The organism is Azonexus sp. (genome assembly GCF_041909095.1).
Taxonomy (GTDB): Bacteria; Pseudomonadota; Gammaproteobacteria; order Burkholderiales; family Rhodocyclaceae; genus Azonexus.
The window spans coordinates 942,784-960,539 of the sequence record NZ_JAYREB010000001.1 but is presented as its reverse complement, the minus strand read 5'-3'; the positions used below and the strand labels follow the sequence as shown (position 1 = coordinate 960,539).

Sequence of the window (17,756 nt, the reverse complement as noted above, 5' to 3'; positions counted from 1 at the left end):
CGCTCGCTGGTGCAGATCACTGCACGACGCGACCGGCGCCTTGCACTGCCTCCCCGCCAACCCCTTGCGCCGCCCGCTGCTTACTGTGAACACGCCCTAATCGCGCAGTTCGCGGCCGGTCAGCTTGATGAAGACGTCTTCCAGGTTGGCGGCGCGGTGCAGGTAGCGCAGGCCGTCGGCGCCGGCCAGTGCGGCGAGCAGCGGCTGGGCATCGCGGCAGTAGAAGAAGGCGGTCTCGCCGCTCGCCTCGACACGCTCGGCGCGCTGGCGATGGGCGTCGACGAAGGCCGGCAGCTTGCCGGCGGCTTCGTCGAAAACTTCGATCACCTGCGGTTCGATGTGCGTGGCGATCAGTTCGCGCGGGCTACCTTCGGCAATCTTGCGCCCGTGGTCGATGACGATCATACGATCGCACAGGCGCTCGGCCTCGTCCATGAAATGGGTGGTCAGGATCAGCGTCTTGCCGGCCGACTTCAGTTGCTTGAGGCGTTCCCAGATCAGGTGGCGGGCCTGCGGGTCGAGGCCGGTGGTCGGCTCGTCGAGGAAGACGATGTCGGGGTCGGCGACCAGCGCCCGGGCCAGGGTCAGGCGCCGTTTCATGCCGCCCGACAAGGTGGCGATTTTCGCGTCGGCCTTGCTCGCCAGGCTGGCGAAATCGAGCAGCGTCGGGATGCGGGCGCGCACGTCGGCGTCCTTGAGCCCGAAATAGCGACCGAAGACGCGCAGGTTTTCGGCGCAGGTGAAGTCCGGGTCGAGGTTGTCGAACTGTGGCACGACGCCGACCTTGGCCCGCGCCAGTTGCGCTTCGGCTGGAATCGGCCGGCCGGCCAGGGTGATCGTGCCGCCGTCCGGCGCGGTGAGGCCGAGGCAGAGGCGCAGCGTCGTCGTCTTGCCGGCGCCGTTTGGCCCGAGCAGGCCGAAGCAGGTGCCGGGTTCGACGGCGAACGACAGCCCGGCGACAACCTCGTTGTCGCCGTAGCGCTTGCGCAGTCCGGAAACGTCTAGTGCCGCCATGCGCGGGTGACGATGTCGCGGATCTGGTGCAGCCGCCGGTGGAAGAAATGGTCGGCGCCGGGGACGACGACGACCGGCAGGTCGAGCGGTTGGGCCCAGGCGAAAACGTTCGCCAGCGGCACCGTCTCGTCGGCTGAGCCGTGGATGACGATGCTGTCGTGCGGTACCGCCTCGGTGTCGTACTGGCGCGTGCCTTCGACGTAGCCGGCGGCGGTGCCGACCAGGACCAGGCGCTGCGCCGGATGGCCGCTTTCCTCCAGGCGCTTGGCGAGACGCGTCTGGCAGTAGGCGCCGAACGAGAAACCGGCCAGGGCGACCGGGATGTCGCCGCAACGCAGTTGGGCGTCGCGCAGCACGGCGAGCAGGTCGTCGGTCTCTCCCCTGCCCTCGTCGTGCACGCCCTCGCTGCCGCCGACGCCGCGGAAATTCGGGCGGAAGGCGGCGTAGCCAAGGCTGACGAAGGTTCGCGCCAGCGTGTAGGCCACCTTGTTGGTATTGGCGCCGCCGCCGATCGGGTGCGGATGGGCAATCAGCGCGATGCCGCGCGGCGCGTCCGGGCGCTCCATGATGACTTCGATGTTGCCGGCCGGACCGGCGACGTTGATCTTTTCTTCGGGGGCTCTCATAGCTTCAGGCGTTCGACGACGCGTCCGTTGATCAGGTGTTCCTGGATGATTTCCTCGACGTCCTCGTTATCGACGAAGCCGTACCAGGTCTCTTCGGGATAGACGACCATCACCGGCCCCTGGTCGCAGCGGCCGAGACAGCCGGCCTTGTTGATGCGCACGGCGCCGGGGCCGTTCTTCTTCAGTGCGCCGATGCGGTCCTTGGCGTAGGCGAAAGCCGCGCTGCCGCCAACGTTGTTGCAGCAGGCCTCACCGTTTTCGCGCTGGTTGGTGCAGATGAATACGTGTTGCTGGAAATAACTCATGGGGGAACCTCCTTGTTGTTGGATTATAAAGAGCGGCGCCAGTTTCACATGGAACGACCCGCTCCGTTGCGCCAGGCCAGCACCAGGAAGGGAAGCGTCAGGATCGGCCAGGAGCTCGCTACCAGCCGGGTCAAGCCGTTGAAATTGAGAAAGTGGCCCTGCCGCCAGGCGGCGAGCGCCGCTTCTGAATACGGGTTGGCCGGCGCCGCGTTGACCAGCAGCATGCCCCCCAGCAGGGCGACGACGGCCAGCGGCAGGCTGAACCTTGGCGGCAGCCACAAGCTCACGGCCAGGCTGGCGGCGGCGATCAGCAAGCCCTGGCGGGCGCCCGGGGTGAGCCAGGCCATGGCTTCTTCCGGGCCGATCAGGATCGCCGCGCCGAGCATGCGGACGACCAGGCCGCAGAGCAGGAACAGCGGCACCAGCAGGTAGGCGGTCGATGCCCGGGCCAGCAGGCGGCGCAGGATGAGACCGACGGCAAGCGCATTGCAGGCGACGACACCGGTTTCGACGACGGTGTGGTGATCGGCGGAAAACGGCAATAGAGGCTCGAAAGCAAACCACTGGCGAAGATCGCCGGCGCCGAACAGCAGGGTTTCCGGCGATAGCGGCACCATCAGCCAGAGACCGAGCAGGGTCAGCCCGAGTTCGCCGTGCGCCGCCGGCGCCAGCAGGCGATGGGCGGCGGCGTCGAGGCGGGCGAAGACCCGCGGGCCGACATGGTGCGCCCAGATGGCGCCGAACAGACCGCCCAGCGTGTTGCAGGCGAGGTCTAGATTCGACGGAATTCGGCTGGGCAACCAGTTCTGCAGCGTTTCGAGGCCGAGGCTGAGCGTGCCGCTCAAGAGTACGGCGCAGCAGAGCGCGGTGAAGCGGCCGGGCAGACGGTGCAGCGCGAGGGCGACGAAGAAGCCGAGCGGCAGGTAAACCGCGACGTTGGCGGCGAGATCGAAGACCGTCCAGTAACGCGGCCAGTCGCCTTCGAGGAAGATCCATGGCGAAACGCCGTTGTCCCGCCAGCCCGAAAAAGGATGCAGGCTGCCGTAAACGATCAGCCCGCACCAGGCGAGTGCCAGGTAGCGGGCCAGGATGAGCGGTCGTCGGCCATGTTGGAACATGGCTGAATTCTAGGCGCAGTCGGCGATTACGTCAGCCTTGCGCGGCTTCCTCCGTCCCCGGACGGGGAGCGAGCCAGGCGCCGAGCAGCATGCCGATGGCACTGGCGATCAGGCCGTACAGTTGCGGTTCGATGTCACCTTCCGGAACGAAGAGTTCCAGGGACAGCCAGGTACCGATGCCGAGAACGATCGCCAGGCCGGCGCCGAGATTGTTGGCCCGTTTCCAGAAAAGACCGGCAAACAGCGGCACGAAGGCGCCGGACAGGGTGATCCGGTAGGCACTCTCGACCATGTGGTGGATGGTGGCGTTGGTCGAAATGGCGTAGGTGGCGACCATGCAGGTGAAGACGATGACGGCGGCACGCGTCGCGAGCAGCAGCTGGCGGTCGGTCATCTGCGGGTAATGACCGCGCAGGATGTTTTCCGAGAAGGTGACGGCCGGCGCCAGCAGCGTGCCGGAGGCGGTACTCATGATCACCGAGAGCAAGGCGCCGAAGAAGATGATCTGGGCGCCGAGCGGCATGTACTGGATGATCAGTTGCGGCAGGATCAGTTGCGAATCCTCGGCCATCAGCCGCGTCACCAGTGCCGGATCGATCAGCGTCGCCGAATAGGCGAGGAAGAGCGGGACGGCGGCAAAGAAGAAATAGGAGGCGCCGCCCAGCGTGGTGCCCCAGACCGCGACCCATTCGTTCTTCGACGCGTTGACCCGCTGGAAGACGTCCTGCTGCGGGATCGAGCCGAGCGCCATGGTGAGCAGGGCGGCGATCCAGGAAATGATGTCGAGCAGGTCGGCGCTGGGCAGGAAATTCAGCTTGCCGTCGGCCGCCGCCTTGCCGACGACGGCCGAGAAACCGCCGGCCATGTCGCCAGCCAGCCAGGTGACGTAAAGCAGGCCGAGGACGATGACGATCATCTGCACGAAGGTGGTCATCGCCACCGACCACATGCCGCCGAACAGCGTGTACAGCAGGACGACGCCGGCGCCGATCAGGGTGCCCTGGGTGAGCGAGATGCCGCCGTCGCTGAGGACGTTGAAAACCAGGCCGAGGGCGGCCATCTGGGCGCCGACCCAGCCGAGATAGGAAATGATGATGGCGGTCGACAACGCGACCTCGACCTTGCGGTTGAAGCGGACCCGGAAGAAGTCGCCAAGGGTCAGCAGGTTCAGCCGGTAAAGCCGTTTGGCGAAGACCAGCCCGAACAGCATCAGGCAGATCGACGCGCCGAGCGGGTCGGAAATCAGGCCGCGGAATCCCTCGTCGATGAAGGTCGCGGAAATGCCGAGTACCGTTTCGGCGCCGAACCAGGTGGCAAAGACCATGGCCAGCACGATGGGAAACGGCAGGTTGCGGCCGGCGACGATGTAGTCGCGGGCATTGTGTACCCGGGTTGCGGCGTAGAGGCCGATGCCGATCGAAACGGCAAGATAGATGACGACGAACCAGATCAGCATGATGGCGGGTCGACTACGGCAAGGGGTTGAAAATGCGCGGAATTATAAGGTTATTGCGGCTTTTTCCAGCGGGATAAATGGCGCCGGGCAGTGAAAATTTATCAGTCGCCCATGCGCTGGGTGGGGGAAGGCAATTTCTGCCGCGTGCAGCAGCAGTCGTGCCGCCCGGCCGGCGGCGCTGCCGGCGTACAGATCGTCGCCGAGGATGGGGTGGCCGAGGGCGGCCAGATGGACGCGCAACTGGTGCGAGCGGCCGGTGAGCGGTTCCAGTTCGACCACCGTTGCATTCCGCGCCGGATCGCGGGAGAGGACGCGGAAACGCGTCAGCGACGGTTTGCCCAGTTCGTGGCTGACCATCTGCCGGGGCCGGTTCGGCCAGTCGCAGATCAGCGGCAGGTCGATTTCGCCCACATCGTCGGCGATCAGGCCGGCGACCGCGGCGACGTAGCGCTTGTCCACCGCCCGCTCGCGGAACAGGCGATACATTTCGCGTTGCATGGCTTCACCGCGGGCGACGACGAGCAGGCCGGAGGTGGACATGTCGAGCCGGTGGGCGATCATTGCTTCCGGCCAGTTGCGTTGCAGGCGGCTGATCACGCAGTCCTGCTTGTCGGCGCCGCGACCGGGCACGGAGAGCAGTCCGCTCGGTTTGTCGACGACCAGTAGCTGGTCGTCGACATGGACGACGCTGGGACCTTCGATGGGCGGGTGGTAAGCCTGCATGCTCAGGAGCGGCGGTCCGGAATGCTGCAGCGGGCGTCGCGGAACGGCCCCCCGCCATAAGTCCAGCCGGCACCAGGCGAGGTCTGCAGGCAGACTGTCGTCCCGTCGATCTTGCTGAACCAGCGGTGCCAGCTTGCCGGACGAGCCTGGGCGGCGAGGATGGAAAGACCGAGCAAGGTCGGGACCAGGTAGCGGAGAAGTCGATATTTCATGATCAAAAATACTGTATAGTTGTACAGTAAATGCTGTCCTTCAAGCAGGGGCGCAAAGCATACACCCCTGGTTGCGGCATTCCGCAGCAATTCGATTTGCCATTGGCATGTTCGCCGCCGATGGCGCATCATGATGCAGCCAGCAATTTTTGTTCCATCCCTGGCCCCTGTGCCATAATCCGCTCAACGTTTCGAGGTAAGAACATGGACGACAACAAGGCAAAGGCGCTCGCCGCAGCGCTGCAACAAATCGAAAAGCAGTTCGGCAAGGGTTCCATCATGAAGATGGGCGATGCCGAAATCGACGAAGGGCTGCAGGTTGTATCGACCGGTTCGCTCGGGCTTGATCTTGCGCTCGGCGTCGGCGGCTTGCCGCGTGGCCGTGTCGTCGAGATCTACGGCCCGGAGTCGTCGGGCAAGACCACACTCTGTCTGCAGGTCGTCGCCGAGATGCAGAAGCTGGGCGGCACCGCTGCCTTCATCGATGCCGAGCACGCGCTCGATCCGCAATATGCACAGAAACTTGGCGTCAATGTCGGCGACCTGCTGATCTCGCAGCCCGATACCGGTGAGCAGGCGCTGGAGATCGCCGACATGCTGGTGCGTTCCGGTTCCGTGGACATCATCGTCATCGACTCGGTCGCCGCCCTCACCCCGCGCGCCGAAATCGAGGGCGAGATGGGCGACCAGATGGTCGGCCTGCACGCCCGCCTGATGTCGCAGGCGCTGCGCAAGTTGACCGCCAACATCAAGAAGACCAATACCCTGGTCATCTTCATCAACCAGATCCGGATGAAGATCGGTGTCATGTTCGGCTCGCCGGAAACCACCACCGGTGGCAACGCGCTCAAGTTCTACGCCTCGGTACGCATGGACATTCGCCGCATCGGCGGGATCAAGAAGGGCGACGAGGTGATCGGCAACGAGACCAAGGTCAAAGTGGTCAAGAACAAGGTGTCGCCGCCCTTCCGTGAGGCCATCTTCGACATCCTCTACGGCGAGGGTATTTCCCGCGAGGGCGAGATTGTCGAGATGGGAGTCGCCCACAAGCTGATCGACAAGTCCGGCGCCTGGTATGCCTACCAGGGCGAGAAGATCGGCCAGGGCAAGGACAACGCACGCGAGTTCCTGCGCAGCCATCCGGAAACCGCCCGGGAAATCGAGGCCAAGATCCGCGAGGCCGCCGCCGCCAAGGTGCTCAAGCCGACCCGTTCCGCCGCTGGAGATGACTGAACTGCGCAATCGCGCCCTGCAACTTCTGGCCCGGCGGGAACACAGCCGGGCCGAACTGCATGCCCGACTGGCCTCCCAGGCCGAGTCCGGCGAGGCGTTGTTGGCGGTGCTCGATGCCCTGGAACAGCAGGGGCTGCTGTCCGACGACCGTTATGCCCGGCAACGCGTCGTCGCCCGTGCCGGTCGCTACGGCAATGCCCGTCTGCGCCAGGAACTGAAGCAGCGCGGCATCGGCGAGAGCGAGATCGAAGCGGCGCTGCCGGAGGCGGGCGACGAGCTGGAGCGCTGCCGGACAATCTGGGCCAGGAAGTTCGGTCAGCCGCCGGAAACACCGGAAGCGCGTGCAAAACAGACGCGTTTCCTGCAGTATCGCGGCTTTTCCCATGAAGCGATCCGCCATGTCCTGCGTGGAGTCGAAGACGAATGAGCCTGCCGTCAGCCACCCTGTCCGCCCATAACCTGAAAAAGCGCTACAAGGCGCGGACCGTCGTCGAGGATGTTTCCTTCGAAGTCAGGTCGGGTGAAGTGGTCGGTCTGCTTGGTCCGAACGGTGCCGGCAAGACCACCTGCTTCTACATGGTGGTCGGGCTGGTGGTCGCCGACGGCGGCGAGGTCTATATCGACGAGGAGCGTCTGACCCATCAGGCGATGCATGCCCGGGCCAGGCTCGGGCTCTCCTATTTGCCGCAGGAGGCGTCGGTCTTCCGCAAACTGAACGTCGAGGAAAACATCCAGGCGGTGCTCGAGTTGCAGAAGCTGACGCCGGCCGAAATCGAGGCGCGTCTTGAGGAATTGCTGAGCGAACTGCATATCGGCCACGTCCGCCACGTCAATGCGGCGGCGCTTTCCGGTGGCGAGCGGCGGCGCGTCGAGATTGCCCGGGCGCTGGCGACCAACCCGCGCTTCATCCTGCTCGACGAACCTTTCGCCGGCGTTGACCCGATCGCCGTGCTGGAAATCCAGAAAATCATCCGCTTCCTCAAGGAGCGCGGTATCGGCGTCCTGATTACCGACCATAATGTCCGTGAAACCCTTGGCATCTGCGATCACGCGGTGATCATCAACGCCGGCCATGTCCTGGCTTCCGGGCGACCGGAAGAAATTGTCGACAATGAAAGCGTGCGCAAGGTATACCTTGGCGAACATTTCCGGCTTTGATTCCTAAGTGGCCAGACCCTTCCTGCAATGAAACCGGCTCTCCAGCTCAAACTCTCGCAACATCTCGCCCTGACGCCGCAACTGCAGCAGTCGATCAAGCTGCTGCAATTGTCGACGGTCGAGATGCAGCAGGAGATCGAACGCTACCTGCTGGAAAATCCGATGCTGGAACGCGACGACGATGGCCCGGCGGAATCGTACGCGGCCGCCCAGCAATTCGATTCGCCGGACAAGGCAAGCTCGGCAGAGACGACAAGCGCACCGGAAAGCCACGAGGATGCCCAGGGCGAGCCGCCGATGACGCCGGACGACGTCGATGACGACCGCTGGTCGAGCGATGCCGGCACCTTTACCGGCGCCGGCCGCGACGAGGACGATGACAGCGATCCGCAGGACAGTCACGCCGCCAATGTCAGCCTGCGCGAGCATCTTGGCTGGCAATTGGGGATGACCCAGATGTCGGAGCGCGACCGCAGCCTGGTCCGTTTCCTGATCGAGGCCCTCGACGACGACGGTTATCTGGCGACGCCGCTTGAGGAACTCTGGGAGACCCTGCCCGTCGAGTACGAAGTCGAACTCGAAGAGCTCGATATCGCCCTGCATCACATTCAGAACTTCGATCCGACCGGCGTCGGTGCCCGCGATCTGCGCGAATGTCTGCTGCTGCAACTCAAGGTCGAGGAAGATTGCGCTGAACGCACCCTGGCCATGGCCATCGTCGACAAGCACCTGGAACTTCTGGCCGCCCGCGATTTCGCACGGATCCGCCGGCTCACCGGCTGCGACGACGAAATCCTCAAGGGCGCCCACGAGCTGATCACCAGCCTCAATCCGCGACCAGCCGCCGGCTATTCGCAGATCGAAGCCCGTTACATCACGCCCGACGTCATCGTCAAGAAACTCAAGGGCAAGTGGACCGCCTACATCAACCCGGATGCCTACCCTCGCTTGCGCATCAACCGCCTGTACGCTGAAATTCTCGCCAAACAGCGGCGTGGCAACGGCAACCTGAGCGGTCAGTTGCAGGAAGCGCGCTGGCTGATCAAGAACGTCCAGCAGCGTTTCGAAACCATCCACCGCGTCACCCAGGCGATTGTCGACCGCCAGCGTCAGTTCTTCGAGCACGGCGAAGTCGCCATGCGGCCGTTGGTCCTGCGCGAGATCGCTGACCTGCTCGGCCTCCACGAATCGACCATTTCCCGGGTGACCAGCCAGAAATACATGGCGACGCCGCGGGGAATTTTCGAGCTCAAATACTTCTTTGGCAGTCACGTATCCACTGATACTGGTGGTGCCTGTTCTGCCACCGCCATTCGTGCCCTGATCAAGCAGTTGATTTCGGCCGAGGATGGCAAGAAGCCCTTGTCGGATAGTCAATTATCCGAAATACTAGGCCAGCAGGGAATCGTCGTTGCCCGACGCACGGTCGCCAAATACCGCGAATCGTTGAACATCCCGCCGGTCAATTTACGAAAGACCCTGTAAGAGAGGAGAAAAAATGAATCTGCAAATCAGCGGTCATCACATTGAAGTTACCCCGGCCCTGCGCGAATACGTCGAGAACAAGCTCGAACCGGTCCTGCGTCATTTCGACAAGGTAACCGGCGTCAGCGTCGTGCTCTCGGTCGAGAAGCTCAAGCAGCAGGCGGAAGTCACGCTGCACGTGCCGGGCAAGGACATCCATGTCGAGGAAGGCGGCGACGATCTCTACGCAGCGATCGACGCCATGTTCGACAAGCTCGACCGCCAGGTCCAGAAGTACAAGCATAAGGTGCAGGATCACCACCGTGGTGAAAAGCCGTCGCAGCACCTTGAAGGCGAATAAGCCAGCCCTGACCGCAGCCACTTCCGGCTGCGGTCTTTTTGCTTCAACACTCTCCCATGAACCCCTTAGACAACATTCTGACTGCCGACCAGGTCCTGCTTGATTTGGATGCGAGCAGCAAGAAACGTGTTTTCGAACAGGCCGGGATGCTCTTCGAAGGTCGGCTCGGCATGGCCCGCACGCAGATTTTCGACAGCCTGTTTGCCCGCGAGAAGCTGGGCTCCACCGGCCTCGGCCAGGGCATTGCGATCCCCCATGGCCGTATCAAGGGTCTCAAACAGGCGGCTGGCGCGCTGATCCGCTTGGCCAACCCGATTCCTTTCGATTCGCCGGACGGTCGGCCGGTCACCCTGCTTTTCGTCCTGCTGGTGCCGGAACAGGCAACCGAGGAACATCTGCAGATCCTGTCCGAACTGGCGCAACGCTTTTCCGATCGCGCTTTCCGTGAAGCCCTGCTGGCGGCACCCGATGTCGCCACCGTTCTCGCCCTGTTCAAGAAGTCCTGATTCCGCGCCGTGCGCCACATCAGCCTCGAGCAGCTGTATCAGGACAACCGTGAGCAGTTGCTGTTCAACTGGGTGGTCGGTCAGCGTGCCGACCGCCGGATCGAACTGAAGGCGGCCAGCAATTACGGCGCCGACGTTGTCGGTCATATCAACATCATCCACCCGGAACGCCTGCAGGTCATGGGGCAAGCCGAATACGACTGGGCGATGCGGATCGGCGAGCGCCGTTTCGGCCAGTTGTTCAGCGATCTGTTGTCGGCGAGGACGCCGGCAATGATCGTCGCCGACGGACTGAAGCCGCCCGATTTCGTCCTCGAAGCCTGCCGCCAGGCCGATGTGCCGCTGATTCTGTCGCCCAAGCACTGTTCGGCAGTGATTGACCACTTGCGCATCTATCTTGCCGCCCGCCTTGCCGATACGGTCAGCCTGCACGGCGTGTTCATGGACGTGCTCGGCATGGGGGTGCTGATCACTGGCGATTCCGGGGTTGGCAAGTCGGAACTCGCGCTCGAACTGATTTCCCGCGGCCATGGCCTGGTGGCCGACGATGTCGTCGAAATGGCGCGGATCGCGCCAACCACGATCGAGGGGCGCTGCCCCGGCATGCTGCGCGATTTTCTCGAGGTGCGCGGGCTAGGCCTGCTCAACATCCGCACCATCTTCGGCGAAACCGCATCGCGCCGGAAAATGAAGCTGAAGCTGATCGTTCATCTGCAGCGGACGATTGCCGCCGAAGATGCGCCACGTCTGCCGCTCGATGCGCAGACTCAGGAGGTGCTGGGGGTTCCGGTGCGCAAGGTGGTGATTCCGGTCGCTGCCGGGCGCAACCTGGCAGTCTTGCTGGAGGCCGCGGTGCGTAACACCATCCTGCAGTACCGGGGAATCGATTCAATGCAGGATTTCATCGACCGGCAGAGCCGGGTGATGAACGACGAAACGCTGTAAACTGCGGCGCTGCCGCGGTTATTAAAGATGTTCGAACTCGATGCGCTCGGCGGCGGTGTCGTTCGCCGAACTGCCGAAGCAGATGACGCCCTTGCCGTCGAGCAGGGCCTCGTGCTTGCGCACCATGACTTCCCGTTTCCCCGGCAAGGTCAGGAAACTGCCATTGGTGCTGGTATCGACCAGATAGTAACCATCGTCACGGCGTTCGATGCGTGCGTGCTGGCGAGAGACGCGGCGGTTTTCCACCAGCAGCTTGCATGAGGGGTCGCGGCCGAGGCTGATCATCGGTGCCTTCGCATCGATCAGGTAGGCTTGTCCGCGGTAACGCACACAGAGCCGTTCGGCGAGCCGCGGAGCGTTGTGCGGGCCGAACATCGAATGATGCGGCGGAGCGGCAAGCGTTTTTGCCGGCCAGTTGATTTCGAAGACCAGAATCTGGTTATCCGCTTCCGACAAGCCATTGACGTCCGGTCGGGCGCGGGTGGTGATTACGCTGCTCGGCGGCAGCGCGGCAACGATGGCGCTGCTGCACAGGATTTGGTCGCCGTGCGCATGGCCGCCGATGCGCATCAGGTTGGCCAGCGTTTCTGGGCTTGTTACCTGCTCGGCTTCGTTGCCCTTGTCGTGCAAGGCGACGCGGATGCTCAACTTGTGTCCGGATACCGGCGGCAGATCGGCAATCCGTTGATGCATGTCGACTGCCGCGTGGCAGGCATCTTCCGGGCTCGAGAAGGAAACCAGGATTTCGTCACCCACTTGCTGCAGCAGTTGTCCGTTGTAAGCCTCGATGGCGCGCTGCATGCGCTTGATGCAGCGATCAATCGCCCGCTCTGCTTCCTGTTCATCCAGGCGCTGATGAAGCGAAGCGCTGCCGGTGATGTCGGCGACCATGATGACGGGGATCGGACACTGCGCGTTCATAGCTGGACTGGAGGGAAAGGACGTCCGATTATATGACGGCTTACATTTCCTGGCATCAGGCAAGCGGCGAAATCGGGATCGTGCGAGTGAATTCCAGGGGTTCGCTGTCGAAGGCGATGTCGCCCTCGTCGACTGGCGTATCCAGCGTCAGGCCGCGGAAATCGAACAGCGTGTTGTCGGCGAGATGCGACGGCACGACGTTCTGCATCGCAGTGAACACGGATTCGGTGCGTCCCGGATAGCGGCGGTCCCAGTCCCGCATCATTTCCTTGATCTTCTGCCGTTGCAGGTTTTCCTGCGAGCCGCAGAGGTTGCAGGGAATGATCGGAAAAGCCATGCCGCGGGCGAACTTGGCAATATCGTTCTCGCTGCAGTAGGCAAGCGGCCGGATCACGACATGGGCCTGGTCGTCGGTGACAAGCTTCGGTGGCATCGCCTTCATCTTGCCGCCGAACAGCATGTTGAGGAACAGGGTGTGAACCATGTCATCGCGGTGATGGCCGAGGGCAATCTTGTTCGCGCCGAGTTCCTTGGCAGTCCGGTAGATGATGCCGCGGCGCAGACGCGAACATAGCGAGCAGGTGGTTTTGCCCTCGGGAATCTTGTCCTTGACGATCGAATAGGTATCGGCCTCGACGATGCGGTGCTCGATACCGATCGATTCGAAGTAAGCGGGCAGCACGTCGGCCGGAAAGCCGGGCTGCTTCTGGTCGAGGTTCATCGCGATCAGGCGGAACTTAACCGGCGCCCGCTTTTGCAGCGCCATCAGCATGGCGAGCAGGGTGTAGGAATCCTTGCCGCCGGAACAGCAGACCAGCACGGTGTCGCCGTCGGCGATCATGTTGTAGTCCATGATCGCCTTGCCGGTACGACCTTCGAGGAATTTGCGGAGCTTTTGCAGGTTGGCGGAGACGACGGTGTCCATGATCAGCGATCTTTACTGGTGGGAGTGGCGGTTGTTGCGGCCGCAAGTTTACACGGATCGCCCGCGAACGCGTCGCTGGCCGTTAGAATGCGCCTATTTGCCCCGCCATGAGCCAGCTTCCCGCGCCCTCTCCCGAGGCGCTCGCGCACAGCGCCCGCCTGCAAGCCGAAATCCACCGCGCCATAGTCCAGCAAGGCGGCTGGCTGCCGTTCGCGAATTTCATGGAAATGCTGCTCTACGCGCCGGGTCTCGGCTATTACACGGCGGGTGCGCGCAAGTTTGGCAGTGCCGGCGATTTCGTCACCGCACCGGAAATGACGCCGCTGTTTGGCCAGGCACTGGCGCGCCAGGTGGCGCAGATCATGGCACTGTCTGCACCCCGGGTGCTGGAGGTCGGCGCCGGTTCCGGGCGTCTGGCCGCCGATCTTCTGCTGGCGCTGGAGCGCCTCGGGCAATTGCCTGAACGTTACGCGATCCTGGATCTCTCTGCCGATCTGCGCCAACGCCAGCAGCAGACGCTGGCCGACGCGGCACCACACCTGCTGGCCCGCGTCGAATGGCTCGATCACCTGCCCGACGAGTTCAGCGGTGTCGTGCTGGCCAACGAACTGCTCGATGCCTTGCCGGCCCATCTGGTGCGCTGGGATGGTGAGGAAATCCGCGAATGTGGCGTGGTCGGCGACGCCGCTGGCGGTTTCATGTGGAACGAGCGAGCTGCCGGCGGAAGCCTGCTTGCCGCGGCCCGCGAAATCGCCGACAGCTGCGACCTGGAACCCGGCTATCTGAGCGAAATCAGCCTTGCGGCGCGGGCCTGGGCGGCGGAATGGGGGCATCGCCTGCAGCGTGGCGCCCTGCTCCTGATCGACTACGGATTTCCCCGCCACGAGTATTACCATCCGCAGCGCAGCGCCGGTACCCTGATGTGTCACTACCGCCACCATGCCCATGGCGATCCCTTCTACCTGCCCGGCTTGCAGGATGTGACGGTGCATGTCGATTTCACGGCGATCATCGCCGCTGCCCACGCTGCCGGACTCGATCTGCTCGGCTACGCGAGCCAGGGGCAGTTCCTGCTCAATTGCGGCATGCTCGACCTGCTGGCGGAAATTACTCGCGACACCCCGGATTACGTCCGGGCCGCCTCGGCTGTGGGCAAATTGCTGATGCCTCACGAGATGGGCGAGTTGTTCAAGGTGATGGCGATCGGTCGCGGCATCGACGGCGGGCTGTCAGGTTTCGCCGAGGGCGATCAAAGTCGCCGATTGTGAGAAAGTGGTCTAAACTGAAAGCGCTTAATAGAAGCTAGCGGGAGCAGAATCATGGACACTTCGGGAATCGGCAGTTTGAATACGGCGATGAGCGCTGAGCAGACCAGCATGGCCGTGTCTACGGCCGTTCTGAAGAAGGCGATCGACATCGAAGCGCAGAACTCGATGCAGTTGCTGCAGGCCCTGCCGCCGACCTACAGCAACCCGCCGAATCTCGGTAATTCGGTCGATATCAAGGCCTGAGCGTTTCTAGCCAGTTCAGGATCAGCGCCGCACCCTTTTGCCAGTCCTTTTCGTGGGTGATCGCGTGGCCCATGTCGCGCAGGATGTGACAGGGCTCGCCGTAGGTCTGGGCTGTCGTCTGGGCGAGGAAGGCGGGAACCAACGCGTCCATTTCGGCGCCGACGACGAGCATCGGCGGCTTCTGCATGCGGTAGAGGTTAGGCAGGTTGAACATCGACATGTCCCAGATCGCCCGTTGCGACTCGTTCTGCATCCGGCCCAGCCAGACTTCCAGCATCTTCTGGTCGACCTCGCCGGCGAACAGGGCTTCCTTCAGCGTATCGGTCTCGGTGTAGTTGCCGGCCAGGATGCGGTTGATTTCCAGGTAGAGCTGGGGTTTCTGCAACAGCAGATGAAACTGGGCAGCGATCAAGCCTTGCGGTGGTACTGAGCAAAGCAGCGCAACCGCCGGTGCGGCGTGGTGTTCCAGATATTTCTGGACCACGAAGCCGCCCATCGAATGGCCCAGCAGCACAGGATCAATGGCAAGAGCTTCGACCACGGTGCGGACGTCCTCGACATAATCGGCGACCGCCAGCCAGTTGATGCGTTCGTGACCGTCGCTGCCACCATGGCCACGCAGCGACAGCGCGTGGCAGGGATAGCCGGCAGCCGCGAAGTAAGGCATGTAGGTTTCGGTCCACATCCAGGCGCCGGCAAAGGCGCCGTGGATGAACAGCAGGTCGGGCCGGGAAGCCGGGGTGTCGGGGAGGCAGGAAAAGATTTCAAGGCCTGCGATATTCTGTCGTTTTATCATCGTTCTACCATGGGTTCATGGGGTGGCCTGAAGCGTTGGCCGCGGGAGGGTCGGGTTGATGCTGAAGTGGTTGTTGACGCTGGTGGTTGCGATTTTCCTGCTTGGGCTGGTAACGCCGCATCTCGCGCGCTTCATCCGCTTCGGGCAACTGCCCGGCGATATCGCGCTGCGCTGGCGGGGCAGGGTTTACCACTTTCCTTTCGTCAGCATCCTGCTCTTCTCATTGCTGCTCTGGCTGATCGGGCGCCTCCTCTAGGGCCTGGCGGACGGCAGCGATGCGGGCGCGGCGGATGCGCTCGGCAATGGTGCTGGGGTCAGGACAGCTAGCGGCGATCTCACCGGCGTTGACGCTGTTGACCGCGGAAAGCGCCTTGTACAGTCTGGCCGGCGCCGTGTATGGCCGCTCTTCCCAGCCGCCACGGCCGGTGTAGTCACACAGGCAGGTATCGAGCAACTGATCGAAACGGGCGGGACGGCGCAAGGCGTCGCACTTTTCGAACAGCTCGACGATGGTCGCTGCCCGTAGTTCGCCTGCCCGGTGAATGCTGCCGTGGTGGCGGGCCATCAACAACGCCAGGTCGCGGCAATCCGTCGGGACCCGCAGGCGTTCGCCGAGCACCTGGCAGAGCTCGACGCTACGGGCTTCGTGACCGATGTGCCGGGGCAGGATGTCGGCGGGGGTGAGCGCCTTGCCCAGATCGTGGCAGAGTGCGGCATAGCGGACCGCTAACGGGAAGCCTCGGCGCGCCGCCTGATCGATGACCATCATGGTGTGGATGCCGGCGTCGATTTCCGGATGGTAGTCGGCGCGTTGCGGCACGCCGAACAAGGCATCGACCTCGGGCAACAAGCGGGCGAGCGCACCGCACTGGCGCAGGACTTCGAACATCCGCGACGGCTTGTCTTCCATTAGCCCCTTGGCCAGTTCCTGCCAGACGCGTTCGGCGACGAGGTGATCGACTTCGCCGCCAGCGACCATGTCCTGCATCAGGGCGACTGTTTCGGAGGCCACCGAGAAATCGGCGAAACGCGCCGCAAAACGGGCCAGACGCAGGATGCGCACGGGATCTTCGGCGAAGGCCGGACCGACGTGGCGCAGCACCCGGGCGGCAAGGTCGCCTTGACCGTTGAAGGGGTCGATCACCCTGCCCGCCGTATCGCGCGCCATCGCGTTGATGGTCAGATCGCGGCGCGCGAGGTCTTCTTCCAGCGTCACCTCGGGGGCGGTGTGAAAAGTGAAGCCGTGGTAGCCTGGGGCCGTCTTGCGCTCGGTACGGGCCAGCGCGTACTCCTCGTGCGTCTCGGGGTGCAGGAAGACCGGGAAGTCCTTGCCGACCGGCTTGAACCCCTGGGCGAGCATGGCTTCCGGGGTGCTGCCGACGACCACGTGATCGTGGTCGTCGCTGGGCCGTCCGAGCAAGGCATCACGAACGGCACCGCCGACGACGTAGACCTGCACGGCGTCGGTCGCCGGCTCAGCGGCCCGCGCGGAAGCGGAAGCTGTCGAGCTTGCCCTTCGGCGTATTGAGGGCGATATAGGTTGGCGCAACCGCTTCCAGCGCGGTTGGTTGCCAACCCTCGGGCAGGCGGCAATCGCCGGTGCAGACGCTGTCGACCTGCATCGAGCGCAGGTTGTCGGGCGACATCAGCGGCTTCGGCGCCAGCCACATCAGGCCGGCCTGCAGATAGGCGAGGCCTTCCGGCAAGGCGATGATGCGTGCCCGGCTACCGGTGAGTTGCGCGGTGTAGTCGACCAGTTCGCGCAGGGTGTAGGTCTTCGGGCCGACCAGATCGTAGGCCTGGCCGAAGGTGCTGGCATCGTCCAGCGCATCGACGAAGGCATCGGCGACATCGGCAGCCCAGACCGGCTGGAAGCGGGCGTGACCGAAACCGAGCGGGAAAATGGGGGCGATTTTCAGAATTCCGGCAAACATGGTCAGGAAACTGTCGCCCAGACCGAAGATCACCGAGGGTCGGAAAACGCTGACGTCGAGTTCGCCGGCCGCTGCCATGACGATGGCTTCGCCGGCCCCTTTCGAGGCCAGATATTCGGACGGCGCATCGGCAGCCGCTTTCAGCGCGCTCATGTGCACCAGGCGGCGGACTCCGGCGGCCTTGCAGGCAGCAACGATCTTTCTCGGCAGTTCGACGTGTGCCTGTGCGAAATCGTCGCTGTAGGGAAACTTGACGTCCCGGCTGTGCAGGATGCCGACCAGATTGATCACCGCATCTTGTCCCTGCATCAGCGACGCCAGCGTTGCCGGGCAATGGATGTTGGCTTCCGGCATTTCGACGCCCGGCTGCATGATCAACGCCTTGGTCCGTTCGCGTCGCCGGGTCGGTACAGTGACCTGGATGCCGCGCTGGGAGAGGCGGTTGACGATGTAAGTGCCGATGAAACCACTGCCCCCCAGCAGCAAGACCTTCTTGATACCCATCTGGAACCCCGCAATATTGTTCTGAGTAGCGCGATTTTAAGGCA

22 protein-coding genes are annotated in these 17,756 nt (G+C 63.5%); 10 read left to right on the top strand and 12 right to left on the bottom strand.

Annotation, left to right across the window (positions count from 1 at the left end; genetic code table 11):
• Positions 1 to 96: 96 nt before the first annotated feature.
• Genes ACE3OV_RS04625 through ACE3OV_RS04595 form a run of 7 tightly spaced genes read right to left on the bottom strand, consistent with a single transcriptional unit; the run spans position 97 to position 5,454 of the window.
• Positions 97 to 1,014, bottom strand: coding sequence for an ATP-binding cassette domain-containing protein (locus ACE3OV_RS04625; protein ID WP_374325497.1), 918 nt, complete (start codon positions 1,012 to 1,014; stop codon positions 97 to 99).
• On the bottom strand, positions 1,002 to 1,640 hold the full coding sequence (locus tag ACE3OV_RS04620) for an alpha/beta hydrolase (protein ID WP_374325495.1): 639 nt from the start codon (positions 1,638 to 1,640) through the stop codon (positions 1,002 to 1,004). The genes ACE3OV_RS04625 and ACE3OV_RS04620 overlap by 13 nt, the downstream gene beginning before the upstream one ends.
• The gene (locus ACE3OV_RS04615; protein ID WP_374325493.1) at positions 1,637 to 1,945 is read right to left on the bottom strand and encodes a ferredoxin; all 309 of its coding nucleotides are present in this window, start codon (positions 1,943 to 1,945) and stop codon (positions 1,637 to 1,639) included. The genes ACE3OV_RS04620 and ACE3OV_RS04615 overlap by 4 nt, the downstream gene beginning before the upstream one ends.
• Positions 1,946 to 1,989: 44 nt before the next feature.
• On the bottom strand, positions 1,990 to 3,063 hold the full coding sequence (locus ACE3OV_RS04610; RefSeq protein WP_374325491.1) for a VanZ family protein: 1,074 nt from the start codon (positions 3,061 to 3,063) through the stop codon (positions 1,990 to 1,992).
• Between the two features lie 31 nt (positions 3,064 to 3,094).
• Complete coding sequence (locus ACE3OV_RS04605) at positions 3,095 to 4,519, bottom strand: sodium:solute symporter family protein (protein ID WP_374325489.1); 1,425 nt, start codon at positions 4,517 to 4,519, stop codon at positions 3,095 to 3,097.
• A 42-nt stretch (positions 4,520 to 4,561) separates the two neighbouring features.
• Positions 4,562 to 5,242 (bottom strand): pseudouridine synthase, encoded by a 681-nt coding sequence (locus tag ACE3OV_RS04600; RefSeq protein WP_374325488.1) that lies wholly within the window; start codon positions 5,240 to 5,242, stop codon positions 4,562 to 4,564.
• Positions 5,243 to 5,244: 2 nt separating this feature from the next.
• Positions 5,245 to 5,454, bottom strand: a complete 210-nt coding sequence (locus ACE3OV_RS04595; protein ID WP_374325486.1) for a hypothetical protein — start codon at positions 5,452 to 5,454, stop codon at positions 5,245 to 5,247.
• Positions 5,455 to 5,658: 204 nt separating this feature from the next.
• On the opposite strand from ACE3OV_RS04595, the gene recA reads away from it, so the two are divergent.
• Genes recA through hprK form a run of 7 tightly spaced genes read left to right on the top strand, consistent with a single transcriptional unit; the run spans position 5,659 to position 11,121 of the window.
• Positions 5,659 to 6,687: a recombinase RecA gene (gene recA, locus ACE3OV_RS04590; RefSeq protein WP_374325484.1), complete on the top strand. Its 1,029-nt coding sequence runs from the start codon at positions 5,659 to 5,661 to the stop codon at positions 6,685 to 6,687.
• Positions 6,680 to 7,114 carry a recombination regulator RecX gene (recX, locus tag ACE3OV_RS04585; RefSeq protein ID WP_374325482.1) on the top strand — a complete coding sequence of 145 codons (435 nt, stop codon included), beginning with the start codon at positions 6,680 to 6,682 and terminating at the stop codon, positions 7,112 to 7,114. Before recA ends, recX begins: the two co-directional genes overlap by 8 nt.
• A complete protein-coding gene (gene lptB / locus ACE3OV_RS04580; RefSeq protein WP_374325479.1) occupies positions 7,111 to 7,845 on the top strand; it encodes an LPS export ABC transporter ATP-binding protein in 735 nt (244 codons plus the stop codon). Before recX ends, lptB begins: the two co-directional genes overlap by 4 nt.
• Before the next feature lie 27 nt (positions 7,846 to 7,872).
• Entirely contained in the window at positions 7,873 to 9,330 is a 1,458-nt protein-coding gene (locus ACE3OV_RS04575) for an RNA polymerase factor sigma-54 (RefSeq protein WP_374325477.1), read from the top strand.
• 13 nt (positions 9,331 to 9,343) lie between these two features.
• Entirely contained in the window at positions 9,344 to 9,670 is a 327-nt protein-coding gene (gene hpf, locus ACE3OV_RS04570; protein ID WP_374325476.1) for a ribosome hibernation-promoting factor, HPF/YfiA family, read from the top strand.
• A 56-nt stretch (positions 9,671 to 9,726) separates the two neighbouring features.
• On the top strand, positions 9,727 to 10,176 hold the full coding sequence (gene ptsN / locus ACE3OV_RS04565) for a PTS IIA-like nitrogen regulatory protein PtsN (protein ID WP_374325474.1): 450 nt from the start codon (positions 9,727 to 9,729) through the stop codon (positions 10,174 to 10,176).
• Between the two features lie 9 nt (positions 10,177 to 10,185).
• Positions 10,186 to 11,121: an HPr(Ser) kinase/phosphatase gene (gene hprK / locus ACE3OV_RS04560; RefSeq protein WP_374325472.1), complete on the top strand. Its 936-nt coding sequence runs from the start codon at positions 10,186 to 10,188 to the stop codon at positions 11,119 to 11,121.
• Positions 11,122 to 11,142: 21 nt separating this feature from the next.
• Here the strand turns inward: hprK and ACE3OV_RS04555 are convergent, their stop codons facing one another.
• On the bottom strand, positions 11,143 to 12,042 hold the full coding sequence (locus ACE3OV_RS04555) for an FHA domain-containing protein (RefSeq protein ID WP_374325469.1): 900 nt from the start codon (positions 12,040 to 12,042) through the stop codon (positions 11,143 to 11,145).
• A gap of 55 nt (positions 12,043 to 12,097) precedes the next feature.
• Complete coding sequence (ttcA, locus tag ACE3OV_RS04550; RefSeq protein WP_374325468.1) at positions 12,098 to 12,967, bottom strand: tRNA 2-thiocytidine(32) synthetase TtcA; 870 nt, start codon at positions 12,965 to 12,967, stop codon at positions 12,098 to 12,100.
• Between the two features lie 107 nt (positions 12,968 to 13,074).
• On the opposite strand from ttcA, the gene ACE3OV_RS04545 reads away from it, so the two are divergent.
• Together ACE3OV_RS04545 and ACE3OV_RS04540 are read left to right on the top strand one after the other, a co-directional pair.
• Entirely contained in the window at positions 13,075 to 14,235 is a 1,161-nt protein-coding gene (locus ACE3OV_RS04545; RefSeq protein WP_374325466.1) for a class I SAM-dependent methyltransferase, read from the top strand.
• A gap of 51 nt (positions 14,236 to 14,286) precedes the next feature.
• Entirely contained in the window at positions 14,287 to 14,478 is a 192-nt protein-coding gene (locus tag ACE3OV_RS04540) for a YjfB family protein (protein ID WP_374325463.1), read from the top strand.
• On the opposite strand, the gene ACE3OV_RS04535 is transcribed toward ACE3OV_RS04540, so the two are convergent.
• Positions 14,468 to 15,274 (bottom strand): alpha/beta hydrolase, encoded by an 807-nt coding sequence (locus ACE3OV_RS04535; RefSeq protein WP_374325460.1) that lies wholly within the window; start codon positions 15,272 to 15,274, stop codon positions 14,468 to 14,470. The two genes, ACE3OV_RS04540 and ACE3OV_RS04535, sit on opposite strands and share 11 nt — an antisense overlap.
• 58 nt (positions 15,275 to 15,332) lie before the next feature.
• On the opposite strand from ACE3OV_RS04535, the gene ACE3OV_RS04530 reads away from it, so the two are divergent.
• Positions 15,333 to 15,530: a DUF2905 domain-containing protein gene (locus tag ACE3OV_RS04530; protein WP_374325457.1), complete on the top strand. Its 198-nt coding sequence runs from the start codon at positions 15,333 to 15,335 to the stop codon at positions 15,528 to 15,530.
• Here the strand turns inward: ACE3OV_RS04530 and ACE3OV_RS04525 are convergent.
• Positions 15,495 to 16,733: a multifunctional CCA addition/repair protein gene (locus tag ACE3OV_RS04525; protein ID WP_374325455.1), complete on the bottom strand. Its 1,239-nt coding sequence runs from the start codon at positions 16,731 to 16,733 to the stop codon at positions 15,495 to 15,497. The two genes, ACE3OV_RS04530 and ACE3OV_RS04525, sit on opposite strands and share 36 nt — an antisense overlap.
• Before the next feature lie 16 nt (positions 16,734 to 16,749).
• Positions 16,750 to 17,712: a complex I NDUFA9 subunit family protein gene (locus ACE3OV_RS04520; RefSeq protein ID WP_374325454.1), complete on the bottom strand. Its 963-nt coding sequence runs from the start codon at positions 17,710 to 17,712 to the stop codon at positions 16,750 to 16,752.
• Positions 17,713 to 17,756 lie beyond the last annotated feature (44 nt).

Bases quoted from the DNA above. Each gene is read 5' to 3' on its own strand.
- ACE3OV_RS04615 (WP_374325493.1), bottom strand. From the start codon at position 1,945: ATGAGTTATTTCCAGCAACACGTATTCATCTGCACCAACCAGCGCGAA.
- recA (WP_374325484.1), top strand. From the start codon at position 5,659: ATGGACGACAACAAGGCAAAGGCGCTCGCCGCAGCGCTGCAACAAATC.
- ACE3OV_RS04540 (WP_374325463.1), top strand. From the start codon at position 14,287: ATGGACACTTCGGGAATCGGCAGTTTGAATACGGCGATGAGCGCTGAG.
- hpf (WP_374325476.1), top strand. From the start codon at position 9,344: ATGAATCTGCAAATCAGCGGTCATCACATTGAAGTTACCCCGGCCCTG.
- ACE3OV_RS04605 (WP_374325489.1), bottom strand. From the start codon at position 4,519: ATGCTGATCTGGTTCGTCGTCATCTATCTTGCCGTTTCGATCGGCATC.
- ACE3OV_RS04555 (WP_374325469.1), bottom strand. From the start codon at position 12,042: ATGAACGCGCAGTGTCCGATCCCCGTCATCATGGTCGCCGACATCACC.
- ACE3OV_RS04530 (WP_374325457.1), top strand. From the start codon at position 15,333: ATGCTGAAGTGGTTGTTGACGCTGGTGGTTGCGATTTTCCTGCTTGGG.
- ACE3OV_RS04625 (WP_374325497.1), bottom strand. From the start codon at position 1,014: ATGGCGGCACTAGACGTTTCCGGACTGCGCAAGCGCTACGGCGACAAC.
- ACE3OV_RS04595 (WP_374325486.1), bottom strand. From the start codon at position 5,454: ATGAAATATCGACTTCTCCGCTACCTGGTCCCGACCTTGCTCGGTCTT.
- ptsN (WP_374325474.1), top strand. From the start codon at position 9,727: ATGAACCCCTTAGACAACATTCTGACTGCCGACCAGGTCCTGCTTGAT.
- recX (WP_374325482.1), top strand. From the start codon at position 6,680: ATGACTGAACTGCGCAATCGCGCCCTGCAACTTCTGGCCCGGCGGGAA.
- ACE3OV_RS04575 (WP_374325477.1), top strand. From the start codon at position 7,873: ATGAAACCGGCTCTCCAGCTCAAACTCTCGCAACATCTCGCCCTGACG.
- ACE3OV_RS04610 (WP_374325491.1), bottom strand. From the start codon at position 3,063: ATGTTCCAACATGGCCGACGACCGCTCATCCTGGCCCGCTACCTGGCA.
- ACE3OV_RS04620 (WP_374325495.1), bottom strand. From the start codon at position 1,640: ATGAGAGCCCCCGAAGAAAAGATCAACGTCGCCGGTCCGGCCGGCAAC.
- ACE3OV_RS04535 (WP_374325460.1), bottom strand. From the start codon at position 15,274: ATGATAAAACGACAGAATATCGCAGGCCTTGAAATCTTTTCCTGCCTC.
- ACE3OV_RS04545 (WP_374325466.1), top strand. From the start codon at position 13,075: ATGAGCCAGCTTCCCGCGCCCTCTCCCGAGGCGCTCGCGCACAGCGCC.
- ACE3OV_RS04600 (WP_374325488.1), bottom strand. From the start codon at position 5,242: ATGCAGGCTTACCACCCGCCCATCGAAGGTCCCAGCGTCGTCCATGTC.
- lptB (WP_374325479.1), top strand. From the start codon at position 7,111: ATGAGCCTGCCGTCAGCCACCCTGTCCGCCCATAACCTGAAAAAGCGC.
- ttcA (WP_374325468.1), bottom strand. From the start codon at position 12,967: ATGGACACCGTCGTCTCCGCCAACCTGCAAAAGCTCCGCAAATTCCTC.
- ACE3OV_RS04520 (WP_374325454.1), bottom strand. From the start codon at position 17,712: ATGGGTATCAAGAAGGTCTTGCTGCTGGGGGGCAGTGGTTTCATCGGC.